General features: G+C 49.8%; 10 protein-coding genes. All 10 read left to right on the forward strand.

Annotated elements, in window-relative coordinates:
* The first annotated feature begins 140 nt into the window (after positions 1 to 140).
* The 10 genes from tig to hemA all read left to right on the forward strand — a co-directional run bounded on the left by tig (position 141) and on the right by hemA (position 13,552).
* Positions 141 to 1,463, forward strand: a complete 1,323-nt coding sequence (gene tig, locus MHI43_RS07510; RefSeq protein ID WP_036662679.1) for a trigger factor — start codon at positions 141 to 143, stop codon at positions 1,461 to 1,463.
* A gap of 274 nt (positions 1,464 to 1,737) precedes the next feature.
* Positions 1,738 to 2,328 (forward strand): ATP-dependent Clp endopeptidase proteolytic subunit ClpP, encoded by a 591-nt coding sequence (clpP, locus tag MHI43_RS07515; RefSeq protein ID WP_009590407.1) that lies wholly within the window; start codon positions 1,738 to 1,740, stop codon positions 2,326 to 2,328.
* 14 nt (positions 2,329 to 2,342) lie between these two features.
* The gene (gene clpX, locus MHI43_RS07520; RefSeq protein WP_015733998.1) at positions 2,343 to 3,608 is read left to right on the forward strand and encodes an ATP-dependent protease ATP-binding subunit ClpX; all 1,266 of its coding nucleotides are present in this window, start codon (positions 2,343 to 2,345) and stop codon (positions 3,606 to 3,608) included.
* Between the two features lie 114 nt (positions 3,609 to 3,722).
* On the forward strand, positions 3,723 to 4,832 hold the full coding sequence (ispG, locus tag MHI43_RS07525) for a flavodoxin-dependent (E)-4-hydroxy-3-methylbut-2-enyl-diphosphate synthase (protein WP_009590416.1): 1,110 nt from the start codon (positions 3,723 to 3,725) through the stop codon (positions 4,830 to 4,832).
* 602 nt (positions 4,833 to 5,434) lie between these two features.
* Positions 5,435 to 7,165 (forward strand): ATP-dependent protease LonB, encoded by a 1,731-nt coding sequence (gene lonB, locus MHI43_RS07530; RefSeq protein ID WP_015733999.1) that lies wholly within the window; start codon positions 5,435 to 5,437, stop codon positions 7,163 to 7,165.
* An 84-nt stretch (positions 7,166 to 7,249) separates the two neighbouring features.
* Positions 7,250 to 9,586: an endopeptidase La gene (gene lon / locus MHI43_RS07535; protein WP_015734000.1), complete on the forward strand. Its 2,337-nt coding sequence runs from the start codon at positions 7,250 to 7,252 to the stop codon at positions 9,584 to 9,586.
* Positions 9,587 to 9,603: 17 nt separating this feature from the next.
* Positions 9,604 to 10,248 carry a ribosome biogenesis GTP-binding protein YihA/YsxC gene (gene yihA / locus MHI43_RS07540; protein WP_015734001.1) on the forward strand — a complete coding sequence of 215 codons (645 nt, stop codon included), beginning with the start codon at positions 9,604 to 9,606 and terminating at the stop codon, positions 10,246 to 10,248.
* 213 nt (positions 10,249 to 10,461) lie between these two features.
* Positions 10,462 to 11,052, forward strand: coding sequence for a hypothetical protein (locus MHI43_RS07545; protein ID WP_015734002.1), 591 nt, complete (start codon positions 10,462 to 10,464; stop codon positions 11,050 to 11,052).
* A 355-nt stretch (positions 11,053 to 11,407) separates the two neighbouring features.
* Positions 11,408 to 11,806 carry an adenosylmethionine decarboxylase gene (gene speD / locus MHI43_RS07550; RefSeq protein ID WP_006208786.1) on the forward strand — a complete coding sequence of 133 codons (399 nt, stop codon included), beginning with the start codon at positions 11,408 to 11,410 and terminating at the stop codon, positions 11,804 to 11,806.
* Positions 11,807 to 12,145: 339 nt separating this feature from the next.
* The gene (gene hemA, locus MHI43_RS07555; RefSeq protein WP_015734003.1) at positions 12,146 to 13,552 is read left to right on the forward strand and encodes a glutamyl-tRNA reductase; all 1,407 of its coding nucleotides are present in this window, start codon (positions 12,146 to 12,148) and stop codon (positions 13,550 to 13,552) included.
* The last annotated feature ends 15 nt before the right edge of the window (positions 13,553 to 13,567 follow it).

The raw sequence follows: 13,567 nt of genomic DNA on the forward strand, positions 1-13,567 counted from the left end.
GCTGGAAAACGTTTACGGTGTCGCGCCATAAGGGTTCGCCCTTGAAAAAGGATTTAATGTTGTTTATACTATAGTGGTTATTCGGTACGTGATACATTATTGCGTCGACCACGTGAATTATTTTGGAGGGGAAAGCATAAATGAAAGCAACTTGGGAAAAAATAGAGAAGAACCTTGGCGTTCTTGACGTTGAGGTTGATGCGGAGCGCGTTGCATCCGCCCTCGACAAAGCTTTTAATAAAGTAGCTAAAAAAGCAAATGTACCTGGATTCCGTAAAGGTAAAGTGCCTCGGCCGATCTTTGAAGCTCGTTTTGGCGTAGAGAGCCTGTATCAGGATGCAATCGACATCCTGCTTCCGGAAGTATACAGCGAAGCTGTGGAACAAGCGGATATCTTCCCTGTGGATCGTCCGGAAGTGGACATCGAGCAGTTCGCTAAAGGCGAAACTTTCAAGTTCAAAGCTAGAGTAACCGTGAAGCCGGAAGTTAAGCTTGGCGAATACAAGGGCGTCGAAGTTGCTGCAGTAGCTGCAGAAGTTTCCGACGAGGAACTGAACGAAGAGCTTGAGCGTCTGCAACAACGTCATGCTGAGCTTACCGTGATCGACGAAGGTGCTTCCCAATCCGGCGATATCGTTGTAATCGACTTCGACGGTTCCGTTGACGGCGTTCCTTTCGAAGGTGGACAAGCTGAGCGTTATTCCCTTGAGCTTGGAAGCAACACGTTCATTCCTGGCTTTGAAGACCAAGTCATCGGTATGGCTACGGGAGACTTCAAAGACGTGGAAGTGACCTTCCCTGAAACTTACCATGCTGAAGAATTGGCTAACAAACAAGCCGTCTTCAAAGTGAAAGTGCACGAAATCAAACGCAAACAGCTTCCTGAGCTGGATGATGAATTCGCTAAAGACGTTAGTGAATTCGATACGCTTGATGAGTACAAGGAAGATTTGAAGAAGCAATTGCTGACTCGCAAAGAGCAAGAAGCCCAAGGCGTTCGTGAGAACGAGGCCGTTGAAAAAGCAGCAGCAAACGCTGAAGTTGAAATTCCTGAAGCCATGATTCAATCCGAAGTTCAAAACATGATGCGCGATTTCGACAACCGTCTTCGCCAGCAAGGCATGAACCTGGAAATGTTCCTCAGCTTCTCCGGCCAAACCAATGCTGATCTGGAAGGCCAAATGAAGGACGATGCTGAAAAACGCGTTCGCAACAACCTCGTGCTGGAGCAAATCGCGAAGGAAGAGAAACTCGAAGTATCCGAAGAAGAAATCAACAAAGAGCTGGAAAACATGGCTGATACGTACAAGCGTTCCGCTGATGAAATCCGCAGCATCCTCGGTGCTAACGGTTCCCTTGACAGCCTTCGTGAAGAACTGCTTCTTCGCAAAACGATCGACTTCTTGCTGGAAAACAGCGTAGAAGGCGCTCCTGTTGAGAAAAAAGAAGCAACTGAAGAATAATAAATAGGCGGCTGCCGAAGCCGCCCTCACATTAGATAAGGCACGTACATTTCATGCGTGCCTTATTTTTAACTAAGAATAGCCAATTTAATACTAAATGTGACATGAATTGGTTATAAATTTCGACATACATAATGAGACAAGTTGGCAGGATATAATTCTTGGCAAGTTCATAGAATGTAAACAGGGTTAAAAAATGACATCGTGCTTTGAACATGTTAGAATAACTTTTGTAACGCTGTAGTATATTTTTCAAGGAAAAGAGGTTGGTCGCATGAGTCTTGTACCTATGGTTGTTGAACAAACCAGTCGAGGCGAAAGATCTTACGATATCTACTCAAGATTACTGAAGGATCGCATTATATTCCTCAGCAGTGCGATCGATGACGATGTTGCCAATCTTGTTATTGCCCAGCTTCTGTTTCTGGCTGCGGAAGATCCGGAAAAAGACATCTCTTTGTACATCAATTCCCCTGGCGGTTCGGTAACGGCCGGGATGGGTATATATGATACGATGCAGTTGATCAAGCCTGATGTATCCACGATTTGCGTCGGCATGGCCGCCAGCATGGGATCGTTGTTGCTTACTGCAGGAGCGCCAGGCAAACGCTATGCTCTCGAGAACAGTGAGGTGATGATTCATCAGCCGCTCGGAGGCATTCAAGGTCAGGCATCCGATATCCAAATCCATGCAGATTGGATCATCAAGACCAGACAAAAACTGAATCAAATCTATGTGGAGCGTACGGGTCAGCCCCTTGAAAAAATCGAACGCGATACAGACCGCGACTTTTTCATGAGCGCGGAGGAAGCGAAGGCGTACGGTATTATTGATGATGTTCTGTCTTCACCGACCAAATCTTAAGGGGTGGTAATAGCATGTTTAAATTTAACGATGACAAAGGGCAGCTGAAGTGCTCCTTCTGCGGCAAATCGCAGGAGCAGGTCCGCAAGCTGGTTGCGGGGCCCGGTGTTTATATATGTGACGAGTGCATCGACTTGTGTTCGGAGATCGTAGAGGAAGAGCTCGGACATGAGGAAGAAGTGGATCTGAAGGATATTCCGAAACCGCGTGAAATCCGCGATATCCTGGATCAATACGTAATCGGACAGGATCAAGCAAAGAAATCCCTTTCGGTTGCCGTTTACAATCACTACAAGCGCATCAACACCCAGAGCAAGATCGAGGACGTCGAATTGCAAAAGAGTAATATTTTGCTGCTCGGACCAACAGGTTCCGGTAAAACCTTGCTTGCGCAAACGATGGCCAAAATTTTGAACGTGCCGTTTGCTATTGCAGACGCAACCTCGCTGACCGAAGCCGGTTACGTGGGTGAGGATGTTGAGAACATTCTGCTGAAGCTGATTCAAGCAGCGGATTATGACGTGGAAAAAGCAGAACGCGGCATTATCTATATTGATGAGATCGACAAAGTGGCCCGCAAATCGGAGAACCCGTCCATTACGCGTGACGTTTCCGGTGAAGGGGTTCAGCAGGCTCTCCTGAAAATTCTGGAGGGAACCGTTGCTTCCGTGCCGCCGCAAGGTGGACGCAAGCATCCGCATCAGGAATTCATCCAGATCGATACAACGAACATCCTGTTCATTTGCGGCGGTGCGTTTGACGGTTTGGAGCAGTACATCAAACGCCGGATCGGCAAAAAGGTCATCGGCTTTAATGCATCTGGAGAAAGCCAAAAGGATCTTAAGCCAGGTGAATACCTGACGATGGTTCTGCCGGAGGATCTCTTGAAATTCGGATTGATTCCGGAATTCGTCGGCCGTCTGCCGGTCGTGTCCACGCTCGAGCCGCTGGATGAGGCGACATTGGTACGTATTCTGTCCGAGCCTAAAAACGCGCTGACCAAACAGTACCAAAAGCTGCTTGAGTTTGATAACGTGAACCTCAAGTTTGAGCCAAGCGCTCTTGAAGCGATTGCCCGCGAAGCCATTAAGCGCAATACGGGTGCACGCGGACTGCGTTCCATCATCGAAAGCATCATGCTAGACGTGATGTATGAAGTGCCGTCCAGAGATGACATCAAGGATTGCGTCATTACGGAGCAGGTCGTTCGGGATAAAGTAATTCCTGAGCTTCAAACCAAAGCCAACGAAGACGACAAGAAACAAGAAGAAAGCGCCTAATGCGTTATAGCGTTTTAGACGTGGAATAAATCTACGCTGATTCTCCACTTCCAGTTATGCCCAAATGGGCTTTGCTGGAGTGGAGCTTTGGCGTTATATGGGAGAGATCGTACCATGTTTTTGAGACAAGACACACGGCCCGTCAAGGTGGGGAACCTTACCATTGGGGGAAAGAACGAAGTCATTATTCAAAGCATGTGCACCACCAAAACAGCAGACGTGGAGGCAACTGTTGCCGAGATATTGCGCCTGGAGGAAGCAGGATGCCAGATCGTCCGGGTAACGGTGAACAATGAGGAAGCAGCTGCTGCCATCAAGGAAATCAAGAAACGCATTCATATCCCGCTCGTGGCGGATATTCATTTTAACTATAAGCTTGCCCTGATGGCGATCGAGAACGGTATCGATAAAGTCCGGATCAATCCAGGGAACATCGGTAAGCGCGAAAAGGTTGAAGCCGTCGTGAAGGCATGCAAGGAGAAGGGGATTCCGATTCGGATCGGGGTGAATGCCGGTTCCCTGGAGAATCACCTCCTTGAAAAATACGGCTATCCGACACCGGAAGCCATGGTAGAAAGCGCCCTGTATCATATCGGCATCTTGGAAGAACTGGACTTCCACGATATCATCGTTTCGCTTAAAGCGTCTGATGTGCCGATGGCCATTGCGGCGTACACCAAGGCCGCCGAAGTGATTCCGTACCCGCTTCATCTTGGAATTACCGAAGCAGGCACCCTCTTCTCGGGCACCGTGAAGAGCGCGGCCGGTCTTGGGGCACTGTTGTCCCTAGGCATCGGCAGCACGATGCGTATTTCCTTGAGCGCCGATCCGGTCGAAGAGATCAAGGTTGGCCGGGAGCTTCTAAAATCCTTCGGTCTGATCTCGGATGCGGCAACCTTGGTATCTTGCCCGACTTGCGGACGGCTGGATATCGATTTGTTCTCCATCGCCAATGAGGTGGAGGAGTACATCTCGAAGATCAAGGTGCCGATCAAGGTTTCCGTCCTGGGCTGCGCCGTGAACGGTCCCGGTGAGGCCAGAGAAGCCGACATCGGTATTGCCGGCGCTCGTGGGGAAGGTTTGCTCTTCCGTTACGGAGAGATGATCCGCAAAGTTCCGGAAGCCACCATGGTGGAAGAACTTAAGAAAGAAATCGATCATATCGTGAAGGTGTACGAGGAAACCGGCGAAATCCCGGGACGTAAGCACAAATCCACGGTCTGAGCTGGATAACTAAGTTTCCATAAAGGTAGTTTCAATCTAAAGAAAACGGCAATCTCTGGATCGCAAGAGATTGCCGTTTTGTTGTTTTCTAAGGAAGCACAGGGTCTTAGGTGATGTGTGGTTCAAATTTATATGAATGTATTTTTAAGCGGTCTAATATTTTTCTAAAGTTGCAATTATGCTTTCTGTTGTTCCAAGTATAATCGCTCCTAACCGAGCTTCTGATAATGAAGCTCAGCTCTACCCTCTCCCCACCCCCCACGATGAAGAAGGATGCCATGCGCCGCACCAGCGGAGCGGACGAATCGATTCCGGAGAAGCGAAGCGGTCGGCTGAAAGTTTTCCGCAGGAAAACTCGCATCGGAAGGATAAGCTGTTGCCGAATTTCTACATTGGTATTCCTCATTCATGAAATTCGGAAACAACAGCGACCGGAGGAACGATACGTACGCGGAGCGTCTCACTCAAGTGGCTCACCTAAGCGTCTCCATCCACTTTTTGATACTTTTCCGCCTCCAGCGTTTTACCATCCGAGGAATCGGCAATACTACCATGTATTAACGTTTGGATGAAGACATAATGGAGTACAGGAGGAATGACTTGTGAATTTAAGTATCGTGATTATGCTGGTGCAGCTGTTTTTTGCAGTCATCATCGGCATTTATTTTTGGAATTTATTGCGTGGACAGAAGACAAGCAAAACAGCGGTGGACCGGGAATCGCGCAAGGAGCTCGATAAACTCCGCAAACTCCGGTCGGTATCGCTAACGAAACCGCTCGCGGAGAAAACGAGACCGCAAACCATGGATGACATTGTGGGGCAAAAGGACGGCTTGCGCGCCTTAAAGGCCGCGCTATGCAGCGCGAATCCTCAGCATGTCATCGTATACGGCCCTCCGGGGGTCGGTAAGACCGCTGCTGCCCGCGTGGTGATGGAGGAAGCCAAGAAGAACCCCCAATCGCCGTTTAAATACGACGCGAAATTCACGGAGATCGACGCAACGACGGCCCGTTTCGATGAACGTGGAATTGCCGATCCGCTCATCGGTTCTGTTCATGATCCGATTTACCAAGGCGCCGGTGCCATGGGGGTGGCAGGCATCCCTCAGCCGAAGCCGGGCGCGGTGACCAAGGCCCATGGGGGAATCCTGTTTATTGACGAAATTGGGGAATTGCATCCCATCCAGATGAATAAGCTTTTAAAAGTGCTGGAGGACCGCAAGGTGCTGCTGGAAAGCGCATATTATAATTCAGAGGATGCCAATACGCCCGCTTATATTCACGATATTTTTCAAAATGGGCTTCCGGCGGACTTTCGCCTGGTAGGCGCTACGACACGTTCGCCGGAAGAGATTGCTCCTGCACTTCGCTCGCGCTGCATGGAGATTTTTTTCCGTCCGCTTCTGCCTGAAGAGATCGGCAGGATTGCGGAGGATGCCATTCAGAAGATTGGACTGAACGCTCCGCCGGAAGCGGTAGAAGTCGTGAAGCAGTACTGCTCTAACGGCCGGGAAGCGGTCAATATGATTCAATTGGCGGCCGGCCTGGCATTGACCGAGAAGCGAGATGCCCTGCGCGCGGCGGATGTGGAATGGGTGGCCAGCAGCAGCCAGCTGCAGCCAAGGCCCGACCGGAAAATACCGGAGAAGCCGCAGGTTGGGGTCGTTAACGGATTAGCTGTATATGGCCCGAATATGGGGGCTCTGCTAGAAATTGAAGTATCTGCGGTTCCTGTCGAGGAGGGCCGGGGTACCTACAATATCACCGGGGTAGTGGATGAAGAGGAATTTGGCGGAGGCTCGCGCAAGCTGCGCCGCAAGAGCATGGCCAAAGGCTCGATCGAGAATGTGCTGACCGTGCTGGGCTCGATGGGTTTCACGCCCAAAAACTATGACCTGCATATCAATTTTCCCGGAGGAACGCCGATCGATGGACCTTCCGCCGGCATTGCGATGGCAACGGCCATCGTATCCGCAATCAAAGGGATTGAAGTCGATAACAAGGTAGCGATGACCGGCGAGATAAGCATCCATGGAAAAGTGAAGCCGATTGGCGGAGTCATCGCCAAGGTGGAAGCGGCATTCCAGGCAGGCGCGACCCGCGTAATCATCCCCAAGGACAATTGGCAGACCTTGTTCCAGGATCTGAGCGGGGGCTTGCGGGTGATTCCGGTAGAATCGGTGGATGAAGTTTTCGGGCATATCTTTGGCGGTTCGTTTGCTCCGGAGGTGATACAGCTTCCCGGAAACGAGGTATTTCCATCCTCTTCCGCTTCTTTGCTGCAGGCCACGCCTCCGCGCAACGGAAAAATAACGGATGCCGGAGGATGTTAAGCCTCGTATAGTTGGTTTTTTATACGCATATTTGATAAAATAGGAATAGTGTCAACATTGAGAGCCATTGGAGGTGCGAAAGCGATGGGACCCAGTAAATCCAAAGGTCGTCGTTTTCCTTTACTGCCTTTAAGAGGTCTTCTGGTCTATCCAAGCATGGTGCTTCACTTGGACGTAGGCCGGGAGAAATCGGTAAAGGCTTTAGAAAAGGCGATGGTTGAAGACAATTTGATTCTCCTATGTTCTCAATCGGAAGTGAACATTGAAGAACCGACGCAGGATGATATTTTTCGGATTGGCACAGTTGCGAATGTACGCCAGATGCTTAAGCTTCCAAACGGTACCATACGTGTGCTAGTGGAGGGTATGGAACGGGCGGAAGTTATTGAATATACGGATCAAGAGGATTACTACGAGGTCATCGCTCGGGAGCTTCCCGAAGAGGAGAACCATGATCCTGAAGTCTCCGCATTAATGCGAACCGTACTGTCTCAGTTTGAAAATTATATCAATCTGTCGAAGAAAGTGACGCCTGAGACACTGGCGGCCGTTTCCGATATCGATGAGCCAGGACGGCTGGCGGACGTCATTACGAGTCATTTGTCGCTGAAGATCAAGGATAAGCAAGAAATTCTCGAAACAATCGACGTTCGCAAACGGCTTGAGAAACTTCTAGATATACTGAATAACGAACGCGAAGTGCTGGAGCTGGAGCGCAAGATCAACCAGCGGGTCAAGAAGCAAATGGAGAAGACCCAGAAGGAATACTATTTGCGCGAACAGATGAAGGCCATCCAGAAAGAGCTTGGCGACAAGGAAGGCCGTGCCGGGGAAGTAGAGGAGCTCCGAAGTCAGCTTCAGGAGCTTGAACTGCCGGAACGCGTCCAGGAGAAGGTAGAGAAGGAAATCGACCGACTCGAGAAAATGCCGGCGAGCTCTGCGGAGGGCGGCGTTATCCGGAACTATGTGGATTGGCTGCTGGCACTGCCGTGGACGAACAAAACCGAGGATGATCTAGACATCGTCAAGGCGGAGCAAGTGCTGGACGAGGATCATTACGGTCTCGAGAAGCCGAAAGAACGCGTGCTGGAATATTTGGCGGTCCAGAAGCTGGTGAAGAAGATGAAGGGGCCTATTTTGTGCCTGGTCGGCCCTCCGGGCGTCGGTAAAACATCGCTTGCCCGGTCCATCGCCCGTTCCCTGGAGCGCAAGTTCGTTCGCGTCTCGTTAGGCGGGGTAAGGGACGAGGCGGAAATTCGCGGTCACCGGCGGACTTATGTCGGAGCTATGCCGGGACGCATCATTCAAGGCATGAAAACAGCGGGTTCGATGAATCCCGTGTTCCTGCTGGATGAAATCGACAAGATGGCATCCGATTTCCGCGGGGACCCGTCTTCCGCACTGCTTGAAGTGCTCGACCCTGAACAGAACAATACGTTCAGCGATCATTTCGTGGAAATTCCTTTTGACCTGTCCAACGTGATGTTTGTCACGACGGCAAACGTGCTTCATAACATTCCAAGACCGCTCCTGGACCGGATGGAAGTGCTGAACATTCCGGGGTATACGGAGCTGGAGAAGCTCCAAATCGCCAACCGTTACTTGCTGCCCAAGCAGAAGAGCGAGCATGGGCTTGAGCCTGAGCAGCTGATTCTGGACGAGGAAGCGCTGATGAAGGTGATCCGGGAATATACCCGCGAATCCGGCGTGCGGAATCTAGAGCAGCAAGTGGCGGCGCTGTGCCGCAAAGCCGCCAAGCAGATCGTGACCCAGCAATCGGAATCCATCGAGATCAAGGCTGCCGATATCAAGGATTATCTCGGCATTCCGAAGTTTCGTTATGGCATGGCCGAGCTTGAAGATCAAGTGGGTACGGTCACGGGGCTCGCATGGACGGAAGTGGGCGGCGAAACGCTGACCATTGAGGTAACCGTGGTGCCTGGTACCGGCAAGCTGACGCTGACGGGCAAGCTTGGTGACGTGATGAAGGAATCGGCTCAAGCCGCCTTCAGTTTTACCCGCTCGAAAGCGGTAGAGCTGGGCATTGATCCGGATTTCCATGAGAAGCTTGATGTCCATATCCATATCCCGGAGGGAGCCATACCGAAGGATGGCCCTTCAGCCGGCATTACGATTGCGACGGCTCTTATCTCATCTTTAACCAAACGGCATGTAGCCCGTGACGTGGCCATGACGGGTGAAATTACACTTCGGGGACGCGTACTGCCGATTGGCGGCTTGAAAGAGAAGTCGCTGGCAGCCCACCGTGCCGGTTACAAAAAAATATTGCTCCCTAAGGATAACGAACGCGACCTGCGTGATATTCCTGACAGCGTAAAGAACGACGTGGAGTTCGTTCCGGTATCCCATATGGATCAGGTTCTGGAGCATGCGCTCGTTGAACAAGCGGGAGTGCACTAGAGAGGAAAGTCTACATTATGAAAGTTACGAAAGCCGAGTTTGTCATCAGCGCTGTCGTACCTGCCCAATATCCTGAAGACGCCTTGCCGGAGATTGCTCTGGCAGGGCGTTCCAATGTGGGCAAGTCATCGCTGATTAACCGTATGATATCCCGTAAGAACCTGGCTCGTACAAGCGCCACGCCGGGGAAGACACAGCAGCTCAACTATTATCGGGTGAACGACGACCTGTATCTGGTCGATTTTCCCGGCTATGGTTATGCGAAGGTATCCAAGACCCAGCGTGCGGCATTTGGCGAAATGATTGAAAGATATTTGCTCAGCCGGGAAGAACTGAAGCTTGTATTATTGATTGTGGACATGCGTCACCCGCCTTCAAAAGACGATATCAGCATGTATGAATGGCTGCAGCATTACAACCGGCCGGTGTGCGTAGTCGCGACCAAGGCGGATAAAATTCCGAAAACGCGCCGCCAGAAGCATGTGAAGATCGTGAAGGAAACGCTCGGTTTCAAGCCCTATCATTCCTTTGTCATGTTTTCATCCGAGCTGGGTTTGGGTAAAGATGAGTTATGGGCCATTATGGAGTCCCATATGGGAACGAAGGATCATGAGGAAGAGCCGCACCCGGATTCGGAGAATGAAAGCAACGAGCATGTCTGATCCGGATGGGTTTGTGATGTTTTTTCAAGGGTGTTATAGGGAATCGGTGCATTCTTTACAGGAAAGTGAGCATCTTGCGGGAAATATCGCTCTGATTCCGGCTAATTCCGTTTTTTTATGAAATATGATGGATATTCTCATTCGAACGGCAGGAAAAACCGCTTGGATCTGCTGTATAATGGTAGTAAGTTAAAAGAATTGAGGGAGATTTTTATGGCTCAGCGGTTAGCCACAGAATATGTTAATGCCACAATGCAAATGACGGATATTCAAATGGATCAATTTCTGCAATATACCCAAGCTTTCCGGGTCACTAACCGGGTAAAAGTCATGGATAGCGGAGAGCAGGAGTTCGTGCTCGAAGATGAAAGCGGGGAAGAAGTTCATTTGCCCTTTGAACGCAAGAATGGCTTGTACGTCTGTGAGCTGTCATGCCGATTGGTTACTCCCCATCTGACGAATGCCGTACGCAAACTGTTTGCGGCTTTTAAGGGATCAGGTAAAGTGAATCGGATTTATCGCGGCTTTACGATGAGCTACGACTACCATGCGGGAACGGTGCATCGAATTACGCAAGTCGCCGGGAACGACAGCATTGTCATTTATGAGTACAAGAATACGGCAGGCGAGCTGCAGCGTCTCTTTAACAGCAATGAAGCAGAGAAAGAGATCGAATCCATCCAGCATCATATCAACGTGCTTCTGGACCAGCGGATTGCAGCAGGGAATGATAAACTGATTACGAAGACGATAGACGAAAGGCTGCGACGGTTTAATCAGCGCCTGTTCGTGCTTGAAGCTTAGGGAGGGCTGCCCCGCAAGGGGCGGCTTTTTTATGTGTATTTATCGTTAAAAATTCGGTTTCATGCATGTTTATGTAACATAGAGCGGGTGATATTTATTTCATGGGCCGGAGACACCACGTGGTTCAAATGCACATATATTGAGCTGTAAAATATTTATGGGTTATTTTCGAAAAAGGTGTTGCATTTAAGCGTCATAGATGTTATTTTTAATCTCGTTGAAAAGAAAATAGGAACCAGGATTCACTCAGGACATGTAATGTTGCGAGAGATTATTCCCTCGGGAAGTGAATGACGTAGGTCCTAGCGGATGAAATTTTCAAACATTTTATTCCTAGGAAGGGGGAAACCGGAAGATGGAATACTCAACTTTCGGAAGACACGTTGCTGTTGATACTTGGGGAGTCGATTTTGAACTACTGAACAGTGCAGAATTTTTACAAGCTCAGATGGTGGAAGCCGCTGAAGCATGTGGAGCAACGGTATTGTCCGTCCAATCCAAGCAGTTTGAACCACAAGGTGCGACTGTGCTGGTGTTGCTGTCGGAAAGCCATCTCTCGATTCACACATACCCTGAGAGAGGTTTTGCTGCGATTGACTGTTATACCTGCGGGGAGACAGTAGATCCGCAGTTGGCTATTGACTATCTGGTATCCGCTTTGAAACCTGAAAAATGCTATGCTAAGAAACTCGTGCGCGGACTCGGCGAAATGACCGTGGAAACGCCTGAGATGAAACAGGCTGAGCTCGTTTAATCCAGCCCTTAAAAAACGCGTATTCTGATAACCATGGATATTTCCATGGTTATTTATTTTGTGAAGATGGAAAAGTTTCATGAACATTCCATGCCGTCGTTCTCTGAAATGAGATTTCGTAGAAAATAATACGTATATCTAGGGTGTTCTATATCCACAATAGTAAGGTGCGATCTAGAGGAAGGAATGTTCAAGAATGGAATGAAGAAGTATGGGGATTTCATAAACATTTCATAAAATAGACAAGGCTGCCCAGCATACTGTGATATAATGAACAGGGTCAAGGCAGTCCGTTGTGAACGGCAAAACTACTCGGAGAAATAGGCAGGTGAACATGCAATGCACATCGTCGTTGTTGGGTTGAACTATCGCACGGCGCCCGTGGAAGTCAGAGAACGCTTTACATTCTCGGAAGAAGACATGCCTAAGGCGTTAGAGCAGCTTAATTCGACCAAGAGCGTATTGGAGGGCGTCATTGTCGCTACCTGCAACCGTACTGAGATTTATGTTGTGGTAGACCGCCTTCATATGTGCGGCTACTTTATCCGCAGTTTTATGGAACAGTGGTTCGGCATTAATCGTGAAGAATTTACGCAGCACCTCTATATATATGAAGATGAACAAGCCATTTCCCATCTGTTTAAGGTTACCTGCGGTTTGGATTCCATGGTCATTGGAGAGACGCAGATCCTGGGACAGGTGCGCAATGCTTTTTTGACGTCGCAGAAGCATGATGCCACCGGAACTTGGTTCAACATGTTATTCAAGCAGGCCGTTACGCTCGGCAAGCGGGCGCATTCGGAAACTTCGATCGGAGAGAGCGCGGTTTCGGTCAGCTATGCTGCGGTGGAACTGGGTAAACGGATTTTTGGCGCATTTAACGATAAAAAAGTGATGATACTCGGTGCAGGCAAGATGAGCGAGCTTACCGTGAAGCATCTTTATGCCAACGGCGCGGCCGAAGTGATCGTGGCCAACCGCACGCTTGGCCGTGCCGAGGAATTGGCTCGCAAGTTCAAAGGAACGCCGTGCACCATCGCCGAAGCTAAGAATTTGTTGAATAAAGTCGACATTGTGATTAGCTCCACAGGCTCGAATGAATATGTTCTGAATGCGGAGCGGGTTAAAGAGAGCATGAAGAAACGCCAGTCCCGCCCGTTGTTCATGATTGATATCGCAGTTCCGCGGGACATCGATCCGGCGGTTGGGGAGCTCTCCAACGTATTCCTGTACGATATCGATGATCTGGAAGGCATTGTGGAAACCAATCTGGAAATGCGCCGGGTGGAAGCAGCGAAGATCGAAGTGATGATTCAAGAGGAGATGGATGCATTCCACACATGGCTGAAGACGCTCGGTGTCAGACCGGCGATTCGGGCCTTGCAGGAGAAATCGAACGCCATTCATGAAGAAACGATGGAAAGCTTGTTCAACAAGCTGCCTGAGCTGGACGAACGCCAACGTAAAGTCATCCGTCGTTTGACCAAGAGCATCGTCAACCAGATGATGCACGATCCGATCAACCGGATCAAGGAGATGACGGGCGGCAAGCAGGGCGGCGAGGCATTGGATTATTTTTCACAAATCTTTGCGCTGGAAAGCTTGATCCATGAGAATGAGCAGGAAGCCCGCGGCCGCAACAAGAAAGCAACTGCACCCGTTAAAGCTGAACGGACGAAGAATGCTGTAGATCAGCAGGCAGAAGAGAAGCCGCTTAAGGTGTCTCTGGCCCCAGCCACCCTTTGAGGAGGGTGAGTATAA

This window comes from Paenibacillus sp. FSL H8-0457, from assembly GCF_038051935.1.
Lineage (GTDB): Bacteria > Bacillota > Bacilli > Paenibacillales > Paenibacillaceae > Paenibacillus_AQ > Paenibacillus_AQ lautus_A.

What these genes read in the sequence shown, in the direction of transcription:
- ispG (WP_009590416.1), top strand. Translation starts at nt 3,723, where the DNA reads ATGTTTTTGAGACAAGACACACGGCCCGTCAAGGTGGGGAACCTTACC.
- MHI43_RS07545 (WP_015734002.1), top strand. Translation starts at nt 10,462, where the DNA reads ATGGCTCAGCGGTTAGCCACAGAATATGTTAATGCCACAATGCAAATG.
- clpX (WP_015733998.1), top strand. Translation starts at nt 2,343, where the DNA reads ATGTTTAAATTTAACGATGACAAAGGGCAGCTGAAGTGCTCCTTCTGC.
- yihA (WP_015734001.1), top strand. Translation starts at nt 9,604, where the DNA reads ATGAAAGTTACGAAAGCCGAGTTTGTCATCAGCGCTGTCGTACCTGCC.
- lon (WP_015734000.1), top strand. Translation starts at nt 7,250, where the DNA reads ATGGGACCCAGTAAATCCAAAGGTCGTCGTTTTCCTTTACTGCCTTTA.
- hemA (WP_015734003.1), top strand. Translation starts at nt 12,146, where the DNA reads ATGCACATCGTCGTTGTTGGGTTGAACTATCGCACGGCGCCCGTGGAA.
- clpP (WP_009590407.1), top strand. Translation starts at nt 1,738, where the DNA reads ATGAGTCTTGTACCTATGGTTGTTGAACAAACCAGTCGAGGCGAAAGA.
- tig (WP_036662679.1), top strand. Translation starts at nt 141, where the DNA reads ATGAAAGCAACTTGGGAAAAAATAGAGAAGAACCTTGGCGTTCTTGAC.
- speD (WP_006208786.1), top strand. Translation starts at nt 11,408, where the DNA reads ATGGAATACTCAACTTTCGGAAGACACGTTGCTGTTGATACTTGGGGA.